Below are 26,575 nucleotides of genomic sequence, written 5' to 3' on the forward strand. Positions count from 1 at the left end.
TCTTTTTGAACCAATAGCAAGCCGCCCAAGCAGTTAAGCCTGAGGAAGTTGCAAATAGTTGTACAAAAGTACGGAGAATTAAAAGATTAGAACTAACAGAGTAGGGCGGATGACCTGAATGTCATCCGCATCGCCCGGCTGTTAGTGTGGCATCGACCAGGATTGCAGGCTGTAGCCTTCTTCGCTGAGTTCAGCGCGAGCCTGCTGCAGCAGTTGCTCGAGTTGCGCTGGATCGGAGTAGGCGCTGCTCGGGATCTGTTTGCGACCGATGTGCGAATTGGTCCGGTCGATTACGGTCAGGCTGAGCTCGCCATTGCCGTCTTGTGGCGCCCAGGCCACGCACTGGAACGGTTTGAACGCATGGTTGGCAATCAAAACAGCTTCGTTGATACGGAGCGGGGCGGTCATGGGGTTTTCTCTCTGTCGTGCCCAATCAAGTGATGTGCCGTCGGTTGGGCTTACCGTTCGGCTGGTACTTGTACTGATGCACCGAACCCGTAGGCAGGTCACACAGGAAACAAAGAAATTTCAACTTTCTTTCATGAAGTTGCTTTGCAGACAGGTTTTTGAAAGCTCACTGAAAGGTTAAGACGGAAATTAGTCGATAGCTGACTAACAACTTCTGTTCTTATAACGCGTTTGCTCGTACGCCTATAAGCAATCGATACAAGGCCCTGTCAAAATCTTGCTAATGTTACAGTCGGGTCTGCCAAATGACTGTTTTTACAATCATTTCTAATAATTTGGCGCCAAGGAACAGTCATGAGCGAAGCGCCTGCGTTACGACGTTTATTGGTGGTCGATCCTTGCGACGACTGCCACCGCTTATTGCCCGGATTACGCGCCGTAGGTTGGGATGTTGATAGCTGTACCCTGGAAAACGCCGCGGACCGCAGTTGTGATGTCGGCCTGCTGCGATTACAGCCGTTTCACCTCGAACGTCCCGAAGCCGTCAAGGAACTGATCAGCCGTAGCGGCACCGAATGGATCGCCGTACTCAATCAGGAAGTCCTGCGTTTACAAAACGTCGGTGACTTCGTTTGTGAATGGTTTTTCGATTTCCATACCCTACCGTTCGACGTTTCGCGAGTGCAGGTCACCCTCGGGCGGGCATTCGGCATGGCGCGTTTGCGCGGGCAGGGCACGATTCACGTGGATCAGCCTGAGCATGAGCTGCTCGGCGACAGCAAACCGATCCGTGAACTGCGCAAACTACTCAGCAAACTGGCGCCCACCGAATCGCCGGTGTTGATTCGCGGCGAAAGCGGTACCGGCAAAGAACTCGTTGCGCGCACGCTGCACCGGCAATCCCAGCGCCACAGCAAACCGTTTGTGGCAATCAACTGCGGGGCGATTCCCGAGCATTTGATTCAATCCGAGCTGTTCGGTCACGAGAAGGGTGCGTTCACCGGCGCGCATCAGCGCAAGGTCGGGCGCATTGAGGCGGCCAATGGCGGCACGTTGTTCCTCGATGAAATCGGTGATCTGCCGCTGGAACTGCAAGCCAATCTGTTGCGCTTTCTGCAGGAAAAACACATCGAGCGCGTCGGCGGCAGTCAGCCGATTCCGGTGGATGTGCGTGTGCTGGCGGCGACCCACGTCGACCTTGAGGCGGCCATCGAGAAGAAGCGTTTTCGCGAAGACCTGTATTACCGGCTCAACGTACTGCAAGTCGTCACCGCGCCGTTGCGTGAACGCCATGGTGATCTCTCGATGTTGGCCAACCACTTTTCCCACTTCTACAGCCATGAAACCGGTCGCCGTCCACGCAGTTTCAGTGAGGACGCGCTTATCGCCATGGGCAAGCATGACTGGCCGGGCAACGTCCGGGAACTGGCCAACCGTGTAAGGCGCGGACTGGTGCTGGCCGAGGGCCGGCAGATCGAGGCCCGTGATCTCGGGCTGATCAGCCAGCACTCGATCGCCACGCCGATGGGCACGCTGGAAGATTACAAGACCCGCGCCGAACGCCAGGCGTTGTGCGATGTGTTGAATCGGCACAGCGATAATCTCAGTGTGGCGGCTAAAGTCCTCGGCGTATCACGGCCGACGTTTTATCGCCTGCTGCATAAACACCAGATTCGTTAGATACCTGAAGATCAAAAGATCGCAGCCTTCGGCAGCTCCTGAATCGGATTTGAGTAATCCCTGTAGGAGCTGCCGAAGGCTGCGATCTTTTGCTTTTGCTTAGAAGTAGTACGGGAATTTCAGGCTGAAGGAAAAGTCCGGGGCATCATCCGTCATGCCGATGGACAGGTTGGGCACAATGGTCAGGTTGTCGGTGGCCGCAATGGTCATGCCGACGTTGAAGTAACCGGCGTTGGCGTCGCTGGACACCACCGATTCCCAATCGCCGCCATCCTGTTTCAACTTGCTCTTGCGTTGCACCAGGTCAGACACCGAGAACGACATACTCATCTTCTCGTTCAGCGCAAACGCAATACCGGCGCCGATCTGGAAGCTGTCGCCGATCTTTACCTTGCCCGGGTTTTTCTGGTTGACCGTCGAGCTGATGTCGTCGAACGACTCCTCCAGGTTGTGGGTGTAGGACAAGCTGCCGAACAGCACCGCCGGGTCGAACGTCTTGACCAGCGAAATGCCCGGCGTGATCGACCAGACGCCGTTGCCGGTGGGCAGGGTGTCAGGCACAAACAGATTGGAGTTGGCATCGGTCTGGCGCAGTTTGATCCCGAACGGATCCTTGCCGGTTGGCGCCTTGACCCGCAGGGTGACGACCGCATCCGGTGTATTGACCGACTCGTCGAGGAACTTGTAAGCGATGCCGAAGTTGACGTCGCCAATGGTGGGATCCTTGGTGACGGTTTCTTCTGTAGTGACACCCGCCGCGCCCTCATTGCCGCCGCCCGACTGATAAGTCGATTCGCGATACACCACGGGCACGTTCAGGTCGAACTGCCAGCGGTTGTCGAAGTTGTAGCGGCCCGTCAGGTCGAGGGTCCAGGTGTCGGCCTTGATCCGGTCGAGGTTGATGTTGCCGAGAAAGATCGAGTCGAGCGCCAGGAAGCCATTGAGAATCAGCTGACGGGTGTCATAGCGCGAATAGGTGATGCCGGTTTCGACGCTGAACTTGCCGCCGCCGAAGAAGCCGCTGGCCTCGTCGTACAGGTTGGAAACGCTCTGCGCCGGTTGTGAATCGTCAGCCAGCGATTGCCCGTAAGAAGCGCCACTGCCCCCGGCGGCGCCTCCTGATGCGGCTGCCGCACCGGTGCCGGTGGCGACGCGGTTGCCTTTCATGTCCGACGGCGATTTTGCCAGCCGTTTTGGTTGTGGGGCGGCGGGTTGTTCTTCAACCTGGCGGACTCGTTGTTCGAGAACCGCCAGGGCCTTTTGTTGTACTTCGTATCGTTGTTTCAGCTCCAGAAGTTCCTGTTTCAGGGCCTCTACATCTGCATCCGGTGCTGCTTGCAGCATCGCCGCAGGGAGAAGAGTGCTCAAACACACTGCAACACGCAGTGATACTGATCGATACATGAATAAGCCGTCCCTTTAAGCCCAATGATCGAGACTCAGCGTAGTTCAATATCCAATACTGCGTAGGGCCCCGAGTTGAGTCAGGTTGCAATCCAGTGCGCCGGCGCTTCTGCCGTTATTATTGAGTACGACGTTAAGTTGAGTCAGGTTGTTGACCACATTGGCACTGCCGAGCAGGCGGGTGTTCTGCAGCAGACCGCTCGAAGCGACCTGTTGCAGTGCCGAGCCTTGATTGCCGCTGGCTTGTATCGCCATTTGCACGCCACCCGTACCGGTTGCCGACACCGCGACATTGCCGGCGGCATTGCTGCCGGAAATGGTCTGGCCGGCCATCAGGGCCTGGCCCTGTACGGGGGCGAGTGCTGGCGCCTGATTGGCTTCCTTGACGTTGATGGCGACGTTGTTGTTCGCCGTGTTGCCGTCACCCGCCGCGCGTACGCTCTGGGTCACGCCCGACGATGAGTTAAGGCCGGCACCGCCGATAATCGATCCGGTGCCCAGTTCCGGCGTATTGCCGTTGCCCATCTCCTTGATGGTCGAAACGTAGAATTCTGGTTTGATTGTGGCCTGTTGCACCTGCATGGATGCAGACGCCCCGATCAGATCTCCGCTGGCGTTGCGCCAGGTACTGCTCATGACAATGCCGAAGCTGATAATCCGCCCCGGCATGACATAACGACCACGCAGCTCGGCGAGCTCCTGGTCCTTGATTTCTATGGGTTTGAATCCTGCATTGGCATAGCCTGACGCGCTCGCTGCCAGGCAGGCGGCGGCCAGCCAGTATGAGGTTTTCATCTGCTGCTCCCGGGACATCCAGTCCCATTTTCTATAATCGGCGATTAAAAGAAGTCGCTCTGAATGAACCCGAAATCCATCAATTCAGCATCTTTGACCGGGTTGAAACCGTCGAGTGTGTTCTTGGCCGTCAAGGGCACCGGAGGGCTGCGCAAGGCGTTTGCCTTGTCATATCCGGGACCGACGATCGCGAAGACAATGCCGTTCCAACCTTTGACAAAGTCATCATGTTTGTAGCGTTTATGGCCGAGAACCGGGTCTCCGATGTAAACCCAATCCTTGTCCGAACGCTGCAACACGACGAAATGCTTGTAGCCGCGAATTTCCATCAGTACCACCACCGGGATGGTTACCGCTTCGAGCTTTTCCGGTGGAATCTTGTAACCCCTGGCGCGCATGCCGATGCTTTCTATGTAGCGCTTCATGTCCAGCATGGAAAAACCTTGAGTACGAACAAGGTCCTGGTCAGCGTTGACCAGCATGCCTTTGATGATGTGCTCTTCATCGACGTCGAGCCAATAGGCCTGGCGTAATACCGTTGCCAGTGCAGCAGCGCCGCAGCTGAAATCGGTTTTCTGTTCGACAATGTCGGCAAACTTGCGCTCACGGATGCTTTGCACGTTTTTGTAGACGAGCGTGCCACCCGGCAGGGCAGCGACGGGCATCTGACCGGCCTGAGTCAGGCCACAGACGAAAAGCAGAGCGAGGAGGGCCGTCTTACGCATGATCGATACGCCTTTGCGGACTGAGGAAAAGCCCCGTTTCCGGGGCTTTCGTTTCGATCGCGATTACAGGCAGGCTCTGCAGCCAGCAGCGATGGACAGCGAGTTGCTTTGTTGGTTGCCCACACCCGCCGAGACGTTGGCTCCGCCGTTGCCGGAGAAGTTGTTCATCGAGTTGGTCATGTTGGCATTGTTGACCACTGGGGTTTTCCAGCCGTCTTTGGTCATCACTTGCTGAGTGGTTACGCCAGCGAGGCCAAAGGTACCGACGGCTTCGAATTTGGCTTTCTGGTCATCGTTGCCACCGTGGCCGCCGCCACGATTGCCATAACCGCCGTGGTGGTCATCATCTTCGATGGTTGCAGTGCCTTTGGCTTTGAACACGCCAGCAGCGGCATAAGTGCCGGTGAGGGTGTCGGTTTTGTAGGCTTGCACGCCTTTGTTTTCTACAACCAGGCCAGTGGAAGACTGGTTGGCAGAAGCAGCAGCCTGAGCTACGCGGCCACCGGATACGGCGATCGCCAGGTTGTTTTTCTGCTGGTTGAAGTTGCCGGCAGTGACGTTGATGCCGATGTTGCCGGAACCATTGTTGCCTGCATTGCTGAGCGTGGCGTTATTGAAGGTGGACGAGTTTTTCACGTAGTTGTTGTTGTTGACTTGAGTTGCACTCGAGGCAGCAACAGCGGTGCCGAAGATGAAACTTTCGTCGGCAGTCGCCAGGGCGGCGGCGTTGTCTTGTTGGTTGCCGTCGCCGGCTGCAACGTTGGCGCCCATGTTGCCGTTGGAGCCATTGAGCGAGTCGCTGGCGTTGGCGTTGTTGAGGGTGCCCTGGTTTTTCACCACGTTGCCGTCACTGTTTTGTTCGTCGAGTACTGCAGCCCCGGCGCCGGCGGTGATTTGCAGAAGTTGTTCCAGGGAAGGGCCCTTAGGCTGGTTATTACCATGGCCGTTACCGTGCCCGTTGCCGTGGCCATTACCATGATCGTTATCACGACCGCCTGCCTGTGCTGCGATTGCCATCACTGCTGCAAGTGCGAAAACCAGTGGTTTGAGAGCCATTGTAGGTTTCATGGTGTTTCTCCATCGTGCTTATTAGTTGGTTAAGTGTTGGTACTTTCTAATTGCACTGCTTTTGTTGTTTGGGTCAGTCAGCGACCCGGATGCTCAGGGTGTTAGCCATTCGGTTCCCCACCCCGGCACTCTGGTTCACCTGGATTACCCCGCGGCTGCCGGTGAAGGCCTGATCACTTGTCGTGACCTGGCGACTGCCGGGTGAGGTACCAGTTGCTCCTGAGCTCGGTAAAAGCGCCACGTTCTGTTGCGAAAGGGCACTGTCGTCAACGCTCTGCGGGGCAGCACTGATGCTGACGCGCGTGACGTTGGCCATCTGGTTGTTGGCCCCGGCGCCCTGGTTCACACCGAGGATGCCGTTGCCATTACTGAAAGAGGTGCCGCCAATGGATGCACTGGCGTCGATGGAGCGCGAGGCCGGTGTGTCGATTTTCTGCATGACGCTGGTACTGGCGTGGGATTCGGTGCCGATTGCCACTGCCTTGACGTTGGTCTGTTGCATTTGATCGCCAGCTGCCTGGTTGACGTTGAAGTTGCCGCGGTACTGCACCCCGGAATCTTGAATGTTGGCCTTGTTCACTGAACCAGGATCAGCAGCCATGGCAGAGGTGCAACCGAGCAGGGCAAGCAGAAGGAGTGAACGATTCATTTCATTGGCCTCCGGCCATGCGGGTCAGAGGGGCAAGGCCGGAACTCATGGCGCGGTTGATCGTGCCGGAAATCGCACCGCCGGAGCCGCCGCCGTGTCCTGCGCTCATGCCGGGCATGCCGTTGGGATTGGTGACGGTATTGAGGCCTGGCAGATTGGCGCCGGCCTGGACATTGTTGACGGTGCGGAACGCGCTGCCGCTGGCGACACCGGCGAAGTCGCCGTCGCTCAATTCGGTGCTGTTCATGGTGGAGTTGATGCGTGCGGACGGGTTGGCATTGACGGTGGTCGGGTAGGGGTCTTTGCCACCGTTGCGACCGATCGGAATAGGCTGAACATCGCGGTTGAGGACGATGACACCATTACCTTCTGCGTGGACGTTCAAACTGAGCAATGTGCTGGCTGCTGATCCGATCAGCAGAAGGCAGGTCAAACCTTTTTGGATATTCCCCACGGCTGCAATTCCTTCTTCAGTGGGCTGGCCCTAGTCAGCGTTATGAAGGAGAGAGCGAAAGCTGTGCCGCTTTTTAAATGTTTTTGAATTTCAATGAGTTGGCAAATAAACACGCGCAGCTGAAACACAAGCTGTATCAGCGTTGAAACACCCACCGGCGCGCTGAGCTGTCTATTGGCTGAACAAAGCTCTGGAACAAGGGTTTGCGACAATGTGTTTCAACCGCGTAACAACTCGGATGACAAAGTCGTGAACAGTGCTGAAACAGGCACTCTGCACGTCAACGAGTGTTTCAGAATCGGACACTTTGTCCCCAGAACAGGGGAAAGTGCCGGGGAAGGTGACCCATTGATCGGGTCACTCGGCCAGTAATTGCTCGACAGCGGCGAAGGCCTGCAGTTGGCGTTCGGCCCAATTGCCTTGAATGATCAGAAAGCGCTGATGGTGGTTTTCCAGCCAGTTCTGCGTGGACTGGTAAAACGCCAGACGTTCGTCCAGATCCGGTTGGCAGCGCTGACCGTCATCGGTCCAGTCGACCTGCTCTGGCGAGAGTAAAAGGTGCAGGTCGTAATGCCGCGTCAATAACTCGGGCTCCAGCCACGCTGGACAGTCGCCGAACAGCGTCTTGCTCCAGAGAATATTGCTCAACAGATGCGTGTCGAGGATCAGCAGGGACGGCTGTTGCGCCCGCGCCTGATCTTCCCATTGCAGTTGACCGCGAGCGATATCAGGGATGTCGGCCAGACAGGTGTCACGGGGATTGAGTTCGATAAACCGACGCACGTACTCATCCACCCGCAAGCCGCCAAAGCGTTGTTGCAGGCCCGCCGCCAGCCAGCTCTTGCCGGTGGATTCAGGCCCGGTCAGGACCACGACCTTCATGTGCGCAACGCCGGATCGGCGCGCCATTCACGAAAGCCTTGAATTGCCAGCAGGGTGAACAGAGCGTACAGCGCAGCGGTCAGGTACAGCCCTTTGTAGATGAACAACCCGACAAAAATCACATCGAGCACAAACCACAGTGCCCAGCATTGCAGGCGCTTCTGCGCCATCCACAGTTGCGCCACCAGACTGAAACCGGTCAGCGCGGCATCGAGCCAAGGTTGCGCGGCATCGGTCCAGTGAGCCATGGCCGCGCCGAGCAGCAGGCTGCCGACCGCGCCAGCACCGAGGCCGATCAGGATAGAGCGTTGATCGAGGCGAGTGACCTCACGGCCGTCATGCATCGTCCCGGCGCGGGTCCATTGCCACCAGCCATAGACTTGCAGCGCGGCGTAGATCACTTGCAGCAACATGTCCGAGTACAGCTTCACTTCAAAGAAGATCCAGCTATAGAGCAGCACCATGACCAGGCCGATCGGCCAGCACCACGGATTCTGTTTGACCGTCAGCCAGACGGCGATCACACCGAGTGCGGCGGCAAACAGTTCGAGCCCGGACATGTAGGTTCCTTGGGGGAAATTGAGGAGGGGGCGGATTGTACTGCATTGGGCCAAACCCCTCACCCTAACCCTCTCCCAGAGGGAGAGGGGACTGACCGAGTTGGATGTTCGAGATACGCCGACCTGATCTTTCTGCGTTGAATCCATAATCGACTCGATTGTTCAGGTCGACGTATAGCTTGAGACACCTCGGTCAGCCCCCTCTCCCTCCGGGAGAGGGCTGGGGTGAGGGGTGAGCTCACCAGAGTTACACGGTTTAGACGCGGAACTGGCGCAGCAGGCCGTTGAGTTGTTCGCTCAATTGGCCGAGCCGTACGCTGGCCGCACTCGACTGCTCGGCCGCAATTGCCGTGCTGTGCGAGAGGCCGGCCGCTTGAGTGACGTTCTGATTGATGTCCTCGACCACATGCGCCTGTTGCAGCGTAGCGCTGGCAATCGACGCATTCAGGCCGTTGAGATTGCGCAACGCCTGGCCAATGGCATTCAGACTCGCCCCGGCCAGTCCCGCTTGCTCGATGGTCAATTGCGACGCTTTGCTGCTGTCGCCGATTACCTTAACGGCGGCTTCGGAATGGTTCTGCAAGCGTTCGATCATCGACTGAATTTCCGCAGTCGATTTCTGCGTGCGCTGCGCCAGCAAGCGCACTTCGTCCGCCACCACGGCAAAGCCGCGACCTTGCTCACCGGCCCGGGCTGCTTCGATCGCGGCGTTGAGCGCGAGCAGGTTGGTCTGCTCGGCAATCGAACGGATCACCTCCAGCACGCTACCGATCTGGGTGCTTTCGGCCGCCAGGGTGCGAATCACTTCAACCGCTTGATCGATGGTGCCGGACAGCTTGTCGATCTGCTGCAAGCTGCCGTCGATGTTGATCTGGCCCTGTTGCGCCTGCGCTTCGGCGTCGCGCATTTCCGCGGCAGCATGCTCGGCGTTCTTCGCCACGTCCTGCACGCCATAGGTCACTTCGTTGATCGCCGTGGCCACCAGTTCCATTTGCTGCGATTGCTGCTGGCTGCGTTGCTGGGCCTGCGAGGCATCGTTGCCCAGTTCGCTCGACGATTGGCCCAAGGCGCTGGCCGACACCTGCAAGTCCCCGATCACCCGCCGCAGTTTGGCGGTAAAGGCGTTGAAGTGATGCGCCAGCTCAGTGACTTCATCCTTGCCATGAGTATCGAGGCTGCGGGTCAGGTCGCTTTCGCCACTGGCGATGTTGGCCATGGCGTTCACGGTTTCCTGCAGCGGACGGACGATGCTGCGCGCGATGAGGATCACCAGCAACGCCATGATCACGGCAATCGCCAAGCCGATGACCGAAGCCTTGATCATCTGGCCCTGGAATTCGGCCTGGACGTCATCGACGTAAACCCCGGAGCCGAGCACCCAGCCCCACGGTTCGAACAGTTTGACGTAGGACGTCTTGGCTACCGGCTCACTGGCGCCCGGTTTTGGCCAACGATAGTCGACCATGCCGGCGCCTTTGGCCTTGGCGATGGCAACCATTTCGTTGAACACCGCAAAACCGTCCGGATCACGGATCGCCGAGAGGTTCTGGCCTTCGAGTTTCGGGTTGGTCGGGTGCATGACCATCACAGGTGTGAGGTCGTTGATCCAGAAGTAATCGCTCTGGTCGTAACGCAGACCACGAATGGCGGTGAGGGCCTGTTTCTGCGCGGCGTCTTTTGTCAGCGTGCCGGCGGTTTCGAGGTCGTGATAATAGGTCAGCAGGCCGCTGGCCGTCTGCACCACGTGCTGGGTTTTCTGAGCCTTGGCGTGATACAGGTCGTCGTGGATCTGCTTGAGCATCAACACGCCCAAGGTCAGCAACATGACCACCGCCACAATCAAGATGAGCCACAAGCGTCGGCTGATCGACACACTGCGCAAGCTGTTCATAACGCTGTCACTCCGGATTCTTTTTCTTGTAATAAACGACCGCCAGCATCCAACCACGATTTCGTGAGCGGGCATACGCGACCCAAGTCGTATAACGCGGCAGCGCTATTTAGGCTTGTCTGTTAGGATTTCGGCCCCGCGCGTGAAAACCTGAATCCAAATTGATATTTCACGGAATTTTGACCGTTTCGTGTGGATCCTGTGCGCGCGGAATCGGTACAGCCACAACCAGCTACGCTGATCGCAGTGAACGTAAAAAAATACTATCGGGGCATGCCGACGCGCATCGCTCTTTGGGGGATTGATGGATCTTTGGACGGCCTTGCAGGCACTGATACTAGGAGTTGTAGAAGGGCTGACGGAGTTTTTGCCCATTTCCAGTACCGGACACCAGATTATTGTTGCCGACTTGCTCGAATTCGGCGGCGAACGAGCCATGGCGTTCAATATCATCATCCAGCTCGGCGCGATCCTCGCGGTGGTCTGGGAGTTTCGACGCAAGATCTTCGATGTGGTCATCGGTTTGCCGACGCAGCCGAGCGCACGGCGTTTTACCGCTAACCTGCTGATCGCGTTTCTGCCCGCGGTGGTGCTGGGCGTGATCTTTGCCGACCTGATCCACGAATACCTGTTCAACCCGATTACCGTCGCGGCCGCGCTGGTGGTGGGCGGCATCATCATGTTGTGGGCGGAAAAGCGTCAGCATGAAGTGCACGCTGAGACGGTCGACGAAATCACCTGGAAAGATGCGCTGAAAGTCGGTTTTGCGCAGTGTCTGGCGATGATCCCCGGCACCTCGCGTTCCGGCTCGACGATCATTGGCGGCTTGCTGTTCGGCCTGTCGCGCAAGACCGCCACCGAGTTCTCGTTCTTCCTCGCGATGCCAACCATGGTCGGTGCAGCGGTTTACTCGGGCTACAAGTACCGCGACCTGTTTGTGCCGGCGGACTTCCCGGTGTTCGCCATCGGTTTCGTCACCGCATTCATCTTCGCCATGATCGCCGTGCGCGGTTTGCTCAAGTTTATTGCCAGCCACAGTTATGCGGCGTTCGCCTGGTATCGGATTGTGTTTGGTCTGGTGATTCTGGCGACGTGGCAGTTTGGCTGGATCGATTGGGCGGCGGCCAAACCATGAGTGATTCCCGCGCACGCCGCCCCGAAGGGCGACCTTCGGGCGGCAACCACATCCAGAACCTCAAGCTGAAACTGCTGGTTCTGCTGATCGTCTGCGCGCTGCCGCTGTTCGGCTCCGTTTCGATGTGGCTGCGCGGGATTTCGCTGGTGCCGCTGGCAGCCTATGGGGTTGTCAGCGTGCTGGCGTTCTTCATGTACTGGGCAGACAAGCGCAAGGCGCGCACCGATGCCTGGCGCACCCCGGAGAACGTTCTGCACGCCGTAGAACTGGCTGGCGGCTGGCCGGGCGCGTTGATCGCCCAGCAGGTATTCCGGCACAAGACGCGCAAGGTGTCGTTTCAGATTCTGTTCTGGGTGATTGTGCTACTGCACCAGGTGTTCTGGATCGACCAGTTGTTTCTCGGCTCGAATCTGCTGACGCTGTTCTGAATACACCGCAATTCCCTATGTAGGAGCTGCCGAAGGCTGCGATCTTTTGATCTTGCTTTTAAAAGATCAAAGTCAAAAGATCGCAGCCTTCGGCAGCTCCTACACAGGGGGATTGGGGTTACAGCAACAAACCGATTTGGGTTTTCTTCGGCAACTTGCTCACCACCAGTTGATGCGAGCGCTGCAACAACCCCTGCAATTCCTCGGCACCCAGCGGGTAGGGCGGGTGCATGATGATCCACTGCGCCCGCGCCAGATACGGCGCCGGGTGAATGCCGGGGCGGTCGCAATGGCCGAGAAACAGATCCTTATCAACCTTGAACGCCAGTGAGTCCCCGCGCAGCCCCTGCAAGGCAAACATCTTGTTGCCGGCAATCGAGAACACCCGCACGCCACCCCATTTGTAATCTTCCCGAGCGCCCGGCAATGCCAGGCAGAACGCCGCAACGTCGGCTTCGCTCATCTTTCCCTTGCTCATAACAACCGCTCCCCACAGGCATTGAACGACTCGACCAAATGATCGATCCACGCGCGCACCGCCGGCATCACCCCGCGTCGATGCGGATACACCGCTTGCAGCCAGCCGCCGGGCAGTGACCACTCCGGCAGCATCTGCACCAGCGTGCCGTTTCTCAGCTCCTCTTCGCAATACATCATCGGCAACAGCGTGAAGCCCTGACCCGCGAGGACACAGGCTTTGCGTACCACAAAATCATCAATGCCCAGCCGTGCTTCCATGTTCAGCTCGAAACTGTTGCCCTGCTGATCCAGCAGGCGCACATGAACCAGACGATCCGCCTCCAGAGCGCCGAGCACCGGCAGCGTTTTCAAGTCTTGCGGATGGTTGATCGTTCGACCCTGGATAAACGCCGGGCTGGCCACCACGACCATTTGCGCCTGACGCAGACGCCGGGTAACCAGCAACGGGTCCTCATCACCATGTTCACGCACGCGCAGCGCCACATCAAAGCCTTCGCCGACCAGATCGACGCGGCGATTGAGCAAGACGACTTCAAGTTGCACCTGCGGGAATTTACCGAGAAATTCGCTGATCACCCACGGCAGCATCTCATGCGCCAAACCGGTCGGGCATGACACCCGCAAACGTCCACGCGGCTCGCTGGACATGCTGGCGACCGCCTCATCGGCCATCTCCGCTTCCAGCAACATCGCCTGGCAGTGACGCAAATAACGCTCGCCCACCGCCGTAAGCTTCAGCTGCCGGGTGGTGCGTTGCAGCAAACGCGCGCCGAGGCGTTCTTCAAGTTCGGCAATGCGCCGCGACAGCCGTGACTTGGGAATGCCCAGCAAGCGCCCGGCCGCGGCAAAACCGCCGGCTTCGACGACTTTGGCGAAATAGTAGAGATCGTTGAGGTCTTGCATCGGGAAATCCAACTGTTCTATCAGTGGGACAAACTATCGCATTTCAGGCGGCTAATCATCCATTGGTTTCTTGCGTAGGATTGTCTCCATTCCGTCGCCACCGGCGATTCATTCCAGGAGATTCCACATGAAACTGCTGCATATCGATTCGAGCATTCTGGGCGACAACTCGGCTTCCCGTCAGTTGAGCGGCGAAGTCGTCAAAGCCTGGCAAGTTGCCGAGCCAAGCGCCGTGGTGACCTACCGCGACCTGGCCGCCGACGCCATCAGCCACTTCTCGTCGACCACCCTGGTCGCCGCTGGCACCACCGCTGAGCTGCGTAACGCCGCACAACAGCACGAAGCCGAACTGAGCGCTTCGACATTGGCCGAGTTCATCGCTGCCGACGCCGTGGTGATCGCCGCACCGATGTACAACTTCACCGTGCCGACCCAACTCAAGGCGTGGATCGACCGCGTAGCAGTCGCCGGTCAAACGTTCCGTTACACCGAAGCCGGCCCTGAAGGCCTGTGCGGCGGCAAGAAAGTGGTGATCGTTTCGACTTCCGGTGGCATTCATGCCGGTCAGGCCAGCGGCATCGCTCACGAAGAATACCTGAAGCTGGTTCTGGGCTTCCTCGGCATCACCGACATCGAAATCGTCCGCGCTGAAGGTCTGGCGTATGGCGAAGAAGTGCGCAACAACGCGATGACCGCTGCGCAAGCGAAGATCAGCGAGCAACTGTTCGCCGCTGCGTAAGGCTTGCGTAAAGAACAGCTGATGTTCAGGTAACACCCAAAAAACTCTGTATTCTGATTCCGCAAGGGGCGAATACGGAGTTTTTTGTTTCTGGCTGTTACATAATCTGGCCCGGGTTATGCAATCACACAATCTGCGTCTGAGTGCATTGTCGTACTGAAACACCGAATCCCCGGCGTTTCTGGCCCGCAACGCCACGGAACTTTCGATTGAGTAACAACAGGGTGGGGCATCCCATGATGCGTCTTTGTGCAGCGTTACTGATTTGCCTGCTTGGCAGCCTGAATTCAGTGCAGGCTGCGCCTGGGCGACACCCGGTGTGGAGCGTCGGTTATCACGAGATGACGTTCCTCGATCCGCTGGATCTGCAGCCGATGCGCGCGATTGCCTTCTATCCTTCCAGCGACCGTGAACACATGAGCCTGCTCGAAGGCTATTCAGTCGAGGCCGGCGCAGACACCAAGGTCGCCATCGGCCGTTTTCCGATGCTGATGCTCTCCCACGGCAACACCGGCACGCCGCTGGCGCTGCACGACCTCGCGACTTCGCTGGCGCGCAAAGGCTTTGTGGTGGTGGCGGTGATTCACCCCGGCGACAACTCCAAAGACCACAGCCGATTGGGCACCCTGAGCAATCTCTATGGCCGGCCGATTCAGATTTCCGAAGCGATTACCGCGACCCTTGGCGACCGCATGCTCGCGCCGTACGTCAACGCTGACCAGGTCGGGGTGATCGGTTATTCGGCGGGCGGCGAGACGGCGTTGATCCTGTCCGGGGCGCAACCGGATCTCGATCGCCTGCGGCGTTATTGCCAGGAACGTCCGGATGATCGTGATGCCTGCAATACGCAGGGTGAGTTGATCGTCGATCGCGATGATCTGCAACCGGTGGCCGATCCGCGTGTTCACGCGTTGCTGTTGATGGCGCCGCTGAGCTTGAAGTTCGGTCGCCACACCCTCGCCGATGTGCATGTGCCGGTGCTGCTTTACAGCGGCGATGGCGACAAACTGGTGGCTTTCGACAAGAACGCTGCAGCGCTGGCGCGCAAACTGCCGACGGCGCCGGACTTCAAATTACTGGCAGGGGCGGGGCACTTCGTCTTTATGGCGCCGTGCAATGAAGAGCAGATTCGCGCGATGCCGGCGTTGTGTACCGATGCTGATGGGGTGGATCGCGAGGATATCCACCGCAACCTCATTTCAGAGGCCGGGCGGTTCTTCTCCCATGCTTTGGGCAAACCGACCCGGGCGGGCATGCAAACCGCGGATCAATAACCCCGCAAATCCCCTGTAGGAGTGAGCCTGCTCGCGATAGCGGTGTGTCAGTCGACATTTCCTTTTCTGATACACCGCTATCGCGAGCAGGCTCACTCCTACAGGGGGCCGCGTCGGACTTCAGGTCGTTGCCCGACGCTGGAGCAGCAAAGTCAACCCCAGCCCGATCACCGACAACAGCGCCGCACTGAAGAATATCCACGAATACCCCAGATTTAGCGCCACCGCGCCCATCAACGGCCCGGCAATCGCCAGCGCCAGATCGAAGAACACCGCGTAGGCGCCGAGACCTGAGCCGCGACTGGAACTCGGCACCTGCTTGATCGCCTCGACACCCAGCGCCGGATACACCAGCGACAAGCCAAACCCCGCCAGTCCTGCGCCGATCAAAGCGAATGCGGTGGAGGGCGCCAGCCACAACATCACCAGGCCCACGGTTTCGATGGTCATGCAGGCGATCGCCGACTTGAAGCCACCAAAGCGACTTATCGCCGAGATAAACAGCAGCCGCGACAGGATGAAGCACACGCCAAACACCGTCAGGCAATACGCCGCTCCGGTCCAGCCACGGTTGAGGTAATAGAGGGTGATGAACGTCGTTAGCGTGCCGTAGCCTATTGAAGCCAGGGTCAGGCTGGCGCCATACGGGGCGATGCGCCCGAATACCGCCCAGAACGGCAGGCGCTCGCCACGGATCACCGGCACCGACGGTTTATTGCGGATCAACAGCAGTGCGCCGGCCGCCAGCACGGCCAGGGCGATGCCGAGGCTGGTAAAACCGTAATCGGCGACCATCACCACACCCAATGGCGCACCAATGGCAATCGCGCCATAGGAAGCGATGCCGTTCCAGCCGATGGATTTTGCGGTGTGTTCGACGCCGACCTGGCCCATGCACCAACTGATAGTCCCGACGCCGATCAAACCCTGCGCGATACCGAGCAGCAACCGCCCGATAATAAGAATGATCAGGCTGGCCAGCGGGAAGTCTTGCAGGAGCGTGGAAACCAGCGTCAGCAAACCGCTGAGGACAATCCCCCACAAGCCATAAATGATCGCCCGTTTAGTCCCGATCGTATCCGACATGCGCCCGGCCATTGGCCGGCTGAGCAGGGTGGCCAGATATTGCGAGCCAATCACCAGCCCGGCAATCACCGCGCTGAAACCCAGTTGCTCATGCACATAACCGGGCAACACCGCGATCGGCAGGCCGATGCAGAGAAACGCAATAAAGGTGTAGAACACGATGGAAACGATCTGCAGGGTGATCGCCATGGAGCTTTGCGGTGGCAGTTGCTGCGCAGACATGAGGACTCGTTCGCGGGCGGCGGTGGGAGAGTTCGCATCATGGCTTGGGTGTCAGATAAAAGAAAGCAGGCTAACTATCTTTCCAGACTGATCGTTCCCACGCTCTGCGTGGGAATGAATCCCGTGACGCTCCGCGTCACACGAGCGGGACGCGGAGCGTCCGTGGCGGCGTTACCACGCAGAGCGTGGGAACGATCAGCGTCCTGAATGCAAAAAGCCCTGTCACATGGACAGGGCTTTAGCTTGAAGCTAGCAGCTCAACACTTGAAGCTGCTTTTAGAACACCACACCCTGACTACGCAGGTAGTCATCGTAAGTGCCGCTGAAGTCGGTCACGCCATCCGGGCTCAGCTCGATGATGCGCGTGGCCAGGGACGATACGAACTCACGGTCGTGGCTGACGAAGATCAGCGTGCCCGGGTAGTTTTCCAGCGCCAGGTTCAGCGCCTCGATCGATTCCATGTCCAAGTGGTTGGTTGGTTCGTCCATGATCAGCACGTTCGGCTTTTGCAGGATCAGCTTGCCGAACAGCATGCGACCTTGCTCACCACCGGAAATCACTTTGACCGACTTTAGAATCTCGTCGTTGGAGAACAGCATGCGGCCCAAAGTGCCGCGAATCATCTGCTCGCCCTGAGTCCACTGACCCATCCAGTCGAACAGGGTAACGTCGTCTTCGAAGTCGTGCGCGTGGTCCTGAGCGTAGTAGCCCAGTTCCGCGGCGTCGGTCCACTTGATGGCGCCGGCGTCCGGGGTCAGCTCGTTGACCAGGGTACGCAGCAGGGTGGTTTTGCCGATACCGTTCGGGCCGATGATCGCCACGCGCTCGCCGGCTTCAACCTGGAAGCTGAAGTCTTTGAACAGGGGTTTGCCGTCGAAGCCTTTGGCCATTTTCTCGACGATGACCGCCTGACGGTGCAGCTTCTTGTTCTGATCGAAGCGAATGAACGGGCTCACGCGGCTCGAAGGCTTGACCTCGGCCAGCTGGATCTTGTCGATCGCCTTGGCACGGGAAGTAGCCTGTTTGGCTTTCGAGGCGTTGGCCGAGAAGCGGCTGACGAACGATTGCAGCTCGGAAATCTGTGCTTTCTTCTTGGCGTTGTCCGACAGCAGTTGCTCGCGGGACTGGGTCGCCACGGTCATGTACTCGTCGTAGTTGCCTGGGAACAGACGCAGCTCGCCGTAATCCAGGTCAGCCATGTGCGTGCACACGCTGTTCAGGAAGTGACGGTCGTGAGAGATGATGATCATCAGGCTGTTACGCTGGGTCAGCACGTTTTCCAGCCAGCGAATGGTGTTGATGTCCAGGTGGTTGGTCGGTTCGTCGAGCAACAGCACTTCCGGATCGGAGAACAGCGCCTGCGCCAGCAACACGCGCAGTTTCCAGCCCGGCGAAACTTCGCTCATCGGGCCGAAGTGCTGCTCGATGCCGATACCCAGGCCCAGCAACAGTTCACCGGCACGGGATTCGGCGGTGTAGCCATCCATTTCGGCGAATTCGGTTTCCAGCTCGGCCACGGCCATGCCGTCTTCTTCGCTCATTTCCGGCAGCGAGTAGATGCGGTCGCGCTCGGCCTTGACCTTCCACAGCTCTTCGTGACCCATGATCACGGTGTCGATCACGGTGAATTCTTCGTAGGCGAACTGGTCCTGGCGCAATTTACCCAGACGCACGTTCGGCTCGAGCATGACCTGACCGCCGGACGGATCGAGGTCGCCGCCGAGGATTTTCATGAAGGTCGACTTGCCGCAACCGTTGGCGCCGATCAGGCCGTAGCGGTTGCCCGCGCCGAATTTGACCGAAACGTTTTCGAAGAGCGGCTTGGCGCCGAACTGCATCGTGATGTTAGCTGTAGAAATCAAGAGTTTTTCCTGCGAAGCATTCTTAAAAAGCGAGGGTGCGGCTGCAGCGCTTGGCCCGAGTCAAAGTGCGCTGAAGCGGGAGAGTCCCGTCATCAACCAAGGGGGGCGCGTAAAGTTTGGCGGCGATTGTACTGGTCTGGCTCTTTAAACGATAGGGCGATCACGCCACGATCGCCGATTGGCATGATCGCGGGACAGTTTTTCACAGATGAAGGTTCACTATCGGTTACAAACTGTGGCTAAAATGCCACCTTTCACCGAGCGTCCGGTAACGGCGCAGGCCAAGGACGTGCCATGTGTATTCAGACCACTGCATAAGACGCTGGGCCTCAGGCCGCCGGGTGCGCAGTTTGTTCACTTTCTGACGTGTGACGATTTCCGTGAAACTCATCATTGCTGCTATTTATGTCATTTCCATTGCATACGTTCATTTGCGTGGGCGTGTGCGCCACAAGCTCGGTCGACAACTGAGTGACCATTCGACGTTTCTCGCGCCGATCAACTGCTTCCTTTATCTGTTCTCGAAAAAGCCGAACAAACCGTACCTGGACCCGAGCGAGTTTCCAGACTTGAGCCCGTTGCAGGCGCACTGGGAAGAAATCCGCGAAGAAGGCCAGAACCTGCTGCGTGCCGGTGAGATCAAGCGCTCTAACCAGTACGACGATGTCGGTTTCAACTCGTTCTTCAAAAGCGGCTGGAAGCGTTTCTATCTGAAGTGGTACGGCGAGAGCCATCCGTCGGCGATGAAGCTGTGCCCGCGCACTACCGAGCTGGTGCAGAGCATCGGTTCGATCAAGGCCGCGATGTTTGCCGAGCTGCCACCGGGTTCGAAACTGGTGCGTCACCGCGACCCGTATGCCGGTTCCTATCGCTATCACCTGGGCCTGGACACACCGAATGACGCTGGCTGCTATATCAACGTCGATGGTGAGAGCTACCACTGGCGGGACGGCGAAGCGGTGATGTTCGACGAAACCTTTATTCATTACGCCGAAAACACCACCGACAAGAACCGCATCATCCTGTTCTGCGACATTGAACGACCGATGAAGTACCGCTGGGCGGCGGCGTTCAACAGCTGGTTCAGCCGTACCGTGATGTCGGCGGCAGGTGCGCCGAATGATGCTGGCGACCGCACCGGTGGCATCAACCGGTTGTTTACCCGGATCTACAAGATCCGCCTGCGTGGTAAAGAGCTGAAAAAGCGTAATCGTAAGCGCTACTACATGGAAAAGTGGGCGATTTTTGGCGGTTTGCTGGCGATCTTCATTCTGATCTGAGTTCCAGGCAGACGCTGCTGACGCCATCGCGAGCAGGCTCACTCCTACATTTGAAATGCGTTCCCCTGTAGGAGTGAGCCTGCTCGCGATGACGGTCTCAAGGGCAACCAATCACTATCAGGAAGCCTTCTTGGTCTTCTTTGCCGGCGCAGATTTCGCCGTTTTCTCTGCTTTCGCTTTAGGCTTCGTCGCCGCTTTCCCGCCCAGACTGCGCTTCAGCAACTCGGTCAAATCGATAACATCGGCCGTCTTGCGCTCTTCCTCGCCACCCACCGACTCAACATCCTCGATCTTGCCTTCATGGGCCTTTTTCTCGACCAGGGCCATGATCTTGTCTTCAAATTCATCCTTGTAGTCTTCGGGCTTCCAATCCGCGCTCATGTCCTGCACCAGCCGTTTGGCCATGTCCAGCTCACCCTTGGCCAACTGCGGTTTGGTCACTTCGCTGCCCAGTTCCAGCTCGTCGAGGCCACGTACCTCCTGCGGCCAACGCAGTTTCACCAGCACCAGCGCAGACTCCAGCGGCATCAACGCAGCAAGGTACTGGCGTGTATGCAGCACAACGCGGGCGAGGGCAACTTTGTTGGTCTTGCTCAGGGTTTCGCGCAGCAATGCGTAAACCTTGCCGCCGCGCTTGTCTGGCGCCAGGTAGTAAGGGGTGTCGATGTTCTGCAGGGGAATCTGTTCGGCGTCGACAAAGGAAAAGATGTCGATGGTCTGCGTTGAAACCGGGTGCGCCGAGCGGATTTCCTCTTCGCTGAGCACCACATAGCGGCCCTTTTCATAGGCCACGCCTTTGACGATGTGCTCCTTGGTGACTTCCTTGCCGGTGACCTTGTTCACCCGTTTATAACCCACCGGGTCCATGCTGCGGCTGTCGAGCCAATCGAAATCGACGCCCTGCGACGACGTCGCCGAGACCAGTGCGACAGGGATGTGAACCAGTCCGAAACTGATCGCGCCTTTCCAGATTGCCCGAGCCATGGTGAGTTCTCCGAGTGATGATCGGATGACCTGCGGCTGTGACTGAAAGTTTCCCCGGAATGCACGGGGTTTCGGGGACTCGGTCAAGTCGTGTTACATGTTGTTTAAGGCTTGTGGGTTAACAAATCCGAACCCTCGGCGTAGCGTGGACTCGAAGGCTCTATCCCCGGCCCCATCGAGAGGCAGCGTCATGAACCGAATTCTGCTTGGCATCATCGTCCTGGCCCTCAGTGGCGGGCTGGTTCATGCCGACGTCCTGTTGGCGCAAAGCCCGACCGGCAACAGCAATAACCCCTACAACAGTCCGATTCGCCGGGCGAACCCCAACAGCATGCAGGGCACCCAGCCCAGTGCTCCACCCGCTCGGGGGCCGAACACTGTGCCGACGCCACGTCAGCCTACGGTCGAGAACCGGGGCATTGGCAACGGCCAGCCGATCCGCTCGGTGCCGAGCACACCACCGACGTTCATTCCCAATCCACCTTCGCGCAGCGGAGACAGCAACCGTTGAGCGGCAGGACTGAGCTTCTGTCGACCCTTGAAACGAACAAAAGGAATCGTGCATGTTGCGTAAAACCCTTCTAGCCACACTGTGTGCCGGCGCGCTGATCAGCGCTTCGGCATTTGCCGCGGCGCCCAAAGAGCTGCAAAGCGAACAGGGCACCCTCGAAGTCACGACCATTACCGCAGGCCTTGAACATCCGTGGGCGCTGGCGTTTCTGCCGGATCGCCAAGGCATGCTGGTGACCGAACGTCCGGGCAATCTGCGCGTGGTCGCGGCCGACGGCAAGCTGTCGGCGCCGATCTCCGGTGTACCGCAGGTCTGGGCCAAGGGGCAGGGCGGGTTGCTGGATGTCGTGCTGTCGCCGGACTTCAAACAGGATCGTCTGGTCTATCTGTCCTATGCCGAAGGCGGCGGTGCCGGCGACAAGGCCGGGACCGCTGTGGGGCGAGGGCGGCTCTCGGATGACTTGAAGACACTGAAGGATTTCAAAGTGATCTTCCGCCAGGAACCGAAGCTTTCGGTCGGCAACCATTTCGGCTCGCGGCTGGTGTTTGATCGTGACGGCTATCTGTTCATTACCCTGGGTGAAAACAACGACCGGCCGACCGCACAGGATCTCGACAAGCTGCAAGGCAAGGTCGTGCGCATCTACCCGGACGGCAAGGTCCCGGATGACAACCCCTTTGTCGGCCAGTCCGGCGTACGCCCCGAGATCTGGGCCTATGGCTTGCGCAACCCGCAAGGCGCGGCACTCAATCCATGGACCGGCACGCTGTGGGAGAACGAACACGGCCCGCGCGGTGGTGATGAGGTGAACATCATTGAACGCGGCAAGAACTACGGCTGGCCGCTGGCGACCCACGGCATCAATTATTCGATGCAGCCGATCCCGGAAGCCCAGGGTAAAACCGCCGAAGGCACCGTTGCACCGCACCATGTTTGGGAGAAGTCACCGGGCGTCACCGGCATGGCGTTTTACGATGCCGATCGCTTTAAACCGTGGCAACACAATGCGTTTGTCGGTGCCCTGGTGACTCAGGAACTGATTCGTTTGCAGTTCGATGGCGACAAGGTCGTGCATGAAGAGCGCTTGTTGGGCGAACTCAAGCAGCGGATTCGTGATGTGCGGCAAGGGCCGGATGGTTACTTGTACGTGCTGACGGATGAAGAGAAAGGTTCACTGTACAAAATCGGCCTGAAGCCCACACCTTGACGCGTATCCCCCTGTAGGAGCTGTCGAGTGCAACGAGGCTGCGATCTTTTGATCCTGTTTCTGAGAATCAAGATCAAAAGATCGCAGCCCTCGGCAGCTCCTACATGTGGACGCTTACGTTTCGCGGGAATACAGCACCACCGCCGCACGCAATTTACCCCGGCCAAACCGGCACATTTTCTCGAATTCGCCATGGCTGACCGGCACATGCTGGCAATCCATGGGCTGTCGATGCTGGCTGTGATCGACATCCGGGTCGTGCAGGTAAACGAAATCTTCGTCGCAGTCGGTCACGATCACCCAGTGCGGCGACTTGGATCGCGTCAGTCGATAGCTGCTGATCAACACCAGTGGCTGTCCACCGGCATCCAGCAGTCGCGGCAGATCCAGCAACGCACCGATCACACACTCGACATCGGTCTCCTGCAATTGCGCCGTGAACTCGTCGTGTACCAGGCGCATGACGTCTTTTTTATGCGCATCACGCACCCCGTCGAGGAACAACGGTCCGGCCAGGCTCAGTTGCAAACCCACCCTGTAACCCCGACGCCACGCCGCCAATGCCAATCCCTGAGGGCTGCACCCGCCATGGCCGGAGGTCATGAACACCGTGGTCGCTTCCCGCCAGATCTGCAGTTCTTCTCGACGCTCCAGTAAACGTTCCGATTGCAGAGCACCCATGGCCATCAGCAGGCACGCCGGGCCGCAGGTGAAATCGGTGGTTTGCCGGTAGTAGGGCACCTTGATGCTGCGCGAGTCGCGGTGCTGAAGAATGCGTTTCTCCAGGCGTAGCGCATCGGCGTGGTCTTCGTAGTAATCGTGAATCAGCGCAAAACGCCGGTAGCCACTACGTTCGTACAGTGCAATGGCTGCAGGGTTGTCGATGCGCACTTCCAGGCGCAGGTATGCGCAGTCGTGCTCCAGCGCCATCGCTTCAATGCGTTGCAGCAGCTGTTTGCTCAGGCCGGTGCCGCGCGCCTCGACGGCGAGTGCGATGGAATACAGTCGCGCGAGTGAAGTGCCGCGATGGAACAACACCAGCGCGTAACCCAGCAGTTGGCCGTCGCACTCGGCCACCAGCAACTGCCCGTGAGCACGAGTGATCATCCACTGAAAGCTGCGACTGGTGAGCCGGTCCGTGGTGAAACATTGCATTTCCAGTGCCAGCAGCGCCGGCAAGTCTTCAATTACCGCCAAACGAAAAACAGCCTTCATATGACCACCGTAAAAGTTGCGTAACGAAACGAGACTTTCAAAAAACTTCGTGCTTAATAGAAAAGGTCTTGTTCTCCAACGGATCAATCTCTATGTCAGCGGTACAGGGTCATTGGCGCGAAGTATCCGAGCAAAGTTTGCCGGCGGCAACTCTTTTAAGTTCAGCGATTAAAGCCTCCAGTCAAGTGTTGATTATTGTCGAGCGCAAGGAAGACTGGGCTTCATACTTCCCCAGCGAAGACATCCTGACGGCGCAGGAATACCTCGAGCACAGCTGCGACAGCGAGCCGGGCAAACGCGTGCAGGTGATCAATCTGTGCCGCAGCTACAAGTACCTGGGCCACGGCTACTACTGCTCGCTGCTCGCCGAAGCACGGGGGCACAAAGTGATTCCCTCGGTGCGCACCATCAGCGAACTGACGAAAAAATCACTGTATGGCCTGGCGCTGGATGACCTCGATAAAACCCTCGAGAAAGCCCTTAGTCATCATCTCTACAGTGACACTGAAGGTTTTACCCTGACCCTGTATTTCGGTCGGACCCATATCGAACCATTACAGGATCTGGCCCGACAATTGTTTGAAGTGTTTCCCTGCCCGATCCTGTTAGTTGAGTTTCGCCGAACTAACGGTTGGCACATCGAAGGGATAAAGTCTGGCGCTTTGCACAAGTTGCGCGATGATCAGGAAGATCAGTTCGCCAATGCGCTGGATGGTTTCAGCCGTAAAGTCTGGCGTGTACCGCGCTCGCCGCAAGTAGCGCGCTACGACCTGGCGATTCTGCATGATCCACAAGAAGCTTTGCCGCCATCCAACGCCAAGGCACTGGCGAATTTCGTCCGGGTCGGCAAAACCATGGGTATCGATGTTGAACTGATTGAACGCAAGGATTACGCACGACTCGCCGAGTACGACGGCTTGCTGATCCGCGAGACCACCAGCGTCGACAATCACACTTATCGCTTCGCCAAGAAGGCCGAAAGTGAAGGACTGGTGGTCATGGATGACCCAACGTCGATTCTGCGCTGCACCAACAAGGTCTACCTCACCGATCTGCTCAACAGCCATCAACTGGGCATGCCCGCCACCGAGATCCTTTACAAGGAGCGACCCGAAGACTTCGAACGGGTCGGCGAGCGGCTTGGCTTTCCGCTGGTGCTGAAGATTCCCGACGGCTGTTTTTCCCGTGGGGTGATCAAGGTCGAAAGCCAGCAGGCGCTGCTCGAAGCGACCGCCGAACTGTTCGAACACTCGGTGTTGCTGCTGGCTCAAGAGTTTTTCTACACCGAATACGACTGGCGCGTTGGCGTGCTCAATCGCAAACCGATCTTCGCCTGCCAATACTTCATGTCCAAGGGCCACTGGCAAATCTACAACCACAAGGCCAAAGGTCAGGACGTCAACGGCGAATGCCGAACGATGGCAATCCACGAGGCACCGCGGGCGGTGGTGGAACTGGCGGTGAAAACTGCCAACCTGATCGGCGACGGCCTCTACGGTGTCGATCTGAAGCAGGCCGGCGACAAGGTGGTGGTGATCGAAGTCAACGACAACCCCAACCTCGACGCCGGCATTGAAGACGCCTATTTGCACGACGATCTGTACTCACTGGTGCTGGAAGAGTTCGTGCGCCGCCTGGAACTCAAGCGTCGCGGCCAGGCGTGGTGAGGCGCCGATGATCAACAGCTTCGCACTGAGCCACGGCGCCCTGCAGCGTGTCGAGCGACTGGACGCAGAGGTGATGCTGTTCAGCAACCCCGATGCCGCCGAGCGCGACTTGCTGCACAGTCATTTCAAAGTCGACGAGCATGCACTGGCGTCAGCGCTGGACCCGGACGAGGTGTCGCGCATCGAGTTCCATCCCGACCATCTGTTCCTGATCTGGAAACGCCCGGAAAACTATTCCGGCGGTGGCAGTCTGGCATTTGAAGTGTCGTCCTGTGGACTGCTGTTCGCGCCGGGGCAACTGCTGGTCATCGCCACCGATGACACGCCGCTGCACGGCCTCGGCACTCGCCAGCCGTTGAACACGCCGCTGGATGTGTTGCTCGATTTGCTGTTCAACAACATCCATCACTACCTCGGGCACCTGAAGGTGATCAAACTGGTCGCCCGCGAACTGCAGCAGAAATTCAACGACTCGATGCAGAACCAGCATCTGGTGCAGATGTTCAATCTCAGCGAAAGCCTGATCTATTACATCAACGCGCTGCACAGCAACGGCGCGGTCCTGACGCGCCTGCGCAATCATGCCGAGAAGCAGCACTTCGGCAGCGAAGCGATCGGTCTGATCGACGACCTGATCATCGAAAACAACCAGTGCTACAAGCAGGCGGAGATCTACTCCACGGTGTTTTCCGGACTGATCGATGCGCGCGGCAATCTGATGAACAACAGCATGAACAACCTGCTGCGCAAACTGACGTTGATCAACGTGGTGTTTCTGCCATTGAACCTGATTGCCAGTATTGGTGGCATGTCGGAGTTCAGCATGATGACGGCGGGGACGCCGTGGTGGGTTTCCTATCCGCTGTTTTTGGCGGCGATGTTGTTGGGGGCGGGGGGGATGTTGTTTGGGTTGCGGCGTTTGGCCAGATGATTTGTAGTGCCTGATCGGACGTTTTCGCGAGCAGGCTCGCTCCCACAGGGGAAAATGCATTTCAACAGGGTGGGAGCGAGCCTGCTCGCGAAGGGGCCGGCACAGGCAAAGTAAAACTCAGGACAGTCCCGCAT

General features: G+C 58.2%; 26 protein-coding genes. 10 read left to right on the forward strand and 16 right to left on the reverse strand.

Annotated elements, in window-relative coordinates:
• Window positions 1-141: 141 nt before the first annotated feature.
• On the reverse strand, window positions 142-408 hold the full coding sequence (locus CKW17_RS03890; protein ID WP_095118783.1) for a hypothetical protein: 267 nt from the start codon (window positions 406-408) through the stop codon (window positions 142-144).
• A 354-nt stretch (window positions 409-762) separates the two neighbouring features.
• On the opposite strand from CKW17_RS03890, the gene CKW17_RS03895 reads away from it, so the two are divergent.
• Window positions 763-2,088, forward strand: coding sequence for a sigma-54 dependent transcriptional regulator (locus CKW17_RS03895; RefSeq protein ID WP_016983762.1), 1,326 nt, complete (start codon window positions 763-765; stop codon window positions 2,086-2,088).
• Between the two features lie 99 nt (window positions 2,089-2,187).
• Here CKW17_RS03895 and CKW17_RS03900 read toward each other — a convergent pair whose 3' ends face one another.
• The 9 genes from CKW17_RS03900 to CKW17_RS03940 all read right to left on the reverse strand — a co-directional run bounded on the left by CKW17_RS03900 (window position 2,188) and on the right by CKW17_RS03940 (window position 10,516).
• Window positions 2,188-3,492 (reverse strand): transporter, encoded by a 1,305-nt coding sequence (locus CKW17_RS03900; RefSeq protein WP_095118784.1) that lies wholly within the window; start codon window positions 3,490-3,492, stop codon window positions 2,188-2,190.
• Window positions 3,493-3,537: 45 nt separating this feature from the next.
• Window positions 3,538-4,287, reverse strand: a complete 750-nt coding sequence (locus CKW17_RS03905; protein WP_095118785.1) for a hypothetical protein — start codon at window positions 4,285-4,287, stop codon at window positions 3,538-3,540.
• Window positions 4,288-4,331: 44 nt separating this feature from the next.
• The gene (locus tag CKW17_RS03910; protein ID WP_095118786.1) at window positions 4,332-5,012 is read right to left on the reverse strand and encodes a C39 family peptidase; all 681 of its coding nucleotides are present in this window, start codon (window positions 5,010-5,012) and stop codon (window positions 4,332-4,334) included.
• Between the two features lie 63 nt (window positions 5,013-5,075).
• Window positions 5,076-6,080, reverse strand: coding sequence for a heme utilization protein (locus tag CKW17_RS03915; protein WP_095118787.1), 1,005 nt, complete (start codon window positions 6,078-6,080; stop codon window positions 5,076-5,078).
• Between the two features lie 73 nt (window positions 6,081-6,153).
• Window positions 6,154-6,729: an adhesin gene (locus CKW17_RS03920; RefSeq protein ID WP_095118788.1), complete on the reverse strand. Its 576-nt coding sequence runs from the start codon at window positions 6,727-6,729 to the stop codon at window positions 6,154-6,156.
• Window position 6,730: 1 nt separating this feature from the next.
• Entirely contained in the window at window positions 6,731-7,183 is a 453-nt protein-coding gene (locus CKW17_RS03925; RefSeq protein ID WP_095118789.1) for a hypothetical protein, read from the reverse strand.
• Window positions 7,184-7,540: 357 nt separating this feature from the next.
• Window positions 7,541-8,065, reverse strand: coding sequence for an AAA family ATPase (locus tag CKW17_RS03930; protein WP_095118790.1), 525 nt, complete (start codon window positions 8,063-8,065; stop codon window positions 7,541-7,543).
• Complete coding sequence (gene pnuC, locus CKW17_RS03935) at window positions 8,062-8,625, reverse strand: nicotinamide riboside transporter PnuC (RefSeq protein ID WP_095118791.1); 564 nt, start codon at window positions 8,623-8,625, stop codon at window positions 8,062-8,064. Before pnuC ends, CKW17_RS03930 begins: the two co-directional genes overlap by 4 nt.
• A 256-nt stretch (window positions 8,626-8,881) precedes the next feature.
• Complete coding sequence (locus tag CKW17_RS03940) at window positions 8,882-10,516, reverse strand: methyl-accepting chemotaxis protein (RefSeq protein ID WP_095118792.1); 1,635 nt, start codon at window positions 10,514-10,516, stop codon at window positions 8,882-8,884.
• Between the two features lie 304 nt (window positions 10,517-10,820).
• On the opposite strand from CKW17_RS03940, the gene CKW17_RS03945 reads away from it, so the two are divergent.
• Window positions 10,821-11,651, forward strand: a complete 831-nt coding sequence (locus CKW17_RS03945) for an undecaprenyl-diphosphate phosphatase (protein WP_095118793.1) — start codon at window positions 10,821-10,823, stop codon at window positions 11,649-11,651.
• Window positions 11,648-12,079, forward strand: a complete 432-nt coding sequence (locus CKW17_RS03950) for a DUF1294 domain-containing protein (protein ID WP_095118794.1) — start codon at window positions 11,648-11,650, stop codon at window positions 12,077-12,079. The genes CKW17_RS03945 and CKW17_RS03950 overlap by 4 nt, the downstream gene beginning before the upstream one ends.
• 118 nt (window positions 12,080-12,197) lie before the next feature.
• Here the strand turns inward: CKW17_RS03950 and CKW17_RS03955 are convergent, their stop codons facing one another.
• Entirely contained in the window at window positions 12,198-12,557 is a 360-nt protein-coding gene (locus tag CKW17_RS03955; protein ID WP_095118795.1) for an MmcQ/YjbR family DNA-binding protein, read from the reverse strand.
• Window positions 12,554-13,462: a LysR substrate-binding domain-containing protein gene (locus CKW17_RS03960; RefSeq protein ID WP_095118796.1), complete on the reverse strand. Its 909-nt coding sequence runs from the start codon at window positions 13,460-13,462 to the stop codon at window positions 12,554-12,556. Before CKW17_RS03960 ends, CKW17_RS03955 begins: the two co-directional genes overlap by 4 nt.
• 127 nt (window positions 13,463-13,589) lie before the next feature.
• Between CKW17_RS03960 and CKW17_RS03965 the strand changes: the two genes are divergently transcribed.
• Both CKW17_RS03965 and CKW17_RS03970 read left to right on the forward strand, forming a co-directional pair.
• Window positions 13,590-14,201, forward strand: a complete 612-nt coding sequence (locus CKW17_RS03965; RefSeq protein ID WP_095118797.1) for an FMN-dependent NADH-azoreductase — start codon at window positions 13,590-13,592, stop codon at window positions 14,199-14,201.
• 236 nt (window positions 14,202-14,437) lie between these two features.
• Window positions 14,438-15,475 (forward strand): dienelactone hydrolase, encoded by a 1,038-nt coding sequence (locus tag CKW17_RS03970; RefSeq protein ID WP_095118798.1) that lies wholly within the window; start codon window positions 14,438-14,440, stop codon window positions 15,473-15,475.
• 120 nt (window positions 15,476-15,595) lie between these two features.
• On the opposite strand, the gene CKW17_RS03975 is transcribed toward CKW17_RS03970, so the two are convergent.
• Both CKW17_RS03975 and CKW17_RS03980 read right to left on the reverse strand, forming a co-directional pair.
• Window positions 15,596-16,783, reverse strand: coding sequence for an MFS transporter (locus tag CKW17_RS03975; protein ID WP_095118799.1), 1,188 nt, complete (start codon window positions 16,781-16,783; stop codon window positions 15,596-15,598).
• Between the two features lie 276 nt (window positions 16,784-17,059).
• Complete coding sequence (locus CKW17_RS03980; RefSeq protein WP_077572769.1) at window positions 17,060-18,646, reverse strand: ABC-F family ATPase; 1,587 nt, start codon at window positions 18,644-18,646, stop codon at window positions 17,060-17,062.
• A 380-nt stretch (window positions 18,647-19,026) separates the two neighbouring features.
• On the opposite strand from CKW17_RS03980, the gene lpxO reads away from it, so the two are divergent.
• Window positions 19,027-19,926, forward strand: coding sequence for a lipid A hydroxylase LpxO (gene lpxO / locus CKW17_RS03985; RefSeq protein ID WP_095118800.1), 900 nt, complete (start codon window positions 19,027-19,029; stop codon window positions 19,924-19,926).
• A gap of 117 nt (window positions 19,927-20,043) precedes the next feature.
• Here the strand turns inward: lpxO and CKW17_RS03990 are convergent, their stop codons facing one another.
• On the reverse strand, window positions 20,044-20,910 hold the full coding sequence (locus CKW17_RS03990; protein ID WP_095118801.1) for a Ku protein: 867 nt from the start codon (window positions 20,908-20,910) through the stop codon (window positions 20,044-20,046).
• Between the two features lie 190 nt (window positions 20,911-21,100).
• Between CKW17_RS03990 and CKW17_RS03995 the strand changes: the two genes are divergently transcribed.
• On the forward strand, window positions 21,101-21,421 hold the full coding sequence (locus CKW17_RS03995) for a hypothetical protein (protein ID WP_095118802.1): 321 nt from the start codon (window positions 21,101-21,103) through the stop codon (window positions 21,419-21,421).
• Window positions 21,422-21,473: 52 nt separating this feature from the next.
• Window positions 21,474-22,628 (forward strand): PQQ-dependent sugar dehydrogenase, encoded by a 1,155-nt coding sequence (locus tag CKW17_RS04000; RefSeq protein ID WP_095118803.1) that lies wholly within the window; start codon window positions 21,474-21,476, stop codon window positions 22,626-22,628.
• Window positions 22,629-22,742: 114 nt separating this feature from the next.
• Here CKW17_RS04000 and CKW17_RS04005 read toward each other — a convergent pair whose 3' ends face one another.
• Window positions 22,743-23,843, reverse strand: coding sequence for a peptidase C39 family protein (locus tag CKW17_RS04005; protein ID WP_095118804.1), 1,101 nt, complete (start codon window positions 23,841-23,843; stop codon window positions 22,743-22,745).
• A gap of 92 nt (window positions 23,844-23,935) precedes the next feature.
• Between CKW17_RS04005 and CKW17_RS04010 the strand changes: the two genes are divergently transcribed.
• On the forward strand, window positions 23,936-25,510 hold the full coding sequence (locus tag CKW17_RS04010) for a RimK family protein (RefSeq protein ID WP_095118805.1): 1,575 nt from the start codon (window positions 23,936-23,938) through the stop codon (window positions 25,508-25,510).
• 7 nt (window positions 25,511-25,517) lie between these two features.
• Window positions 25,518-26,441: a magnesium transporter CorA family protein gene (locus CKW17_RS04015; RefSeq protein ID WP_095118806.1), complete on the forward strand. Its 924-nt coding sequence runs from the start codon at window positions 25,518-25,520 to the stop codon at window positions 26,439-26,441.
• The last annotated feature ends 134 nt before the right edge of the window (window positions 26,442-26,575 follow it).

The organism is Pseudomonas sp. Irchel s3f10 (genome assembly GCF_900187515.1).
Lineage (GTDB): Bacteria > Pseudomonadota > Gammaproteobacteria > Pseudomonadales > Pseudomonadaceae > Aquipseudomonas > Aquipseudomonas tensinigenes.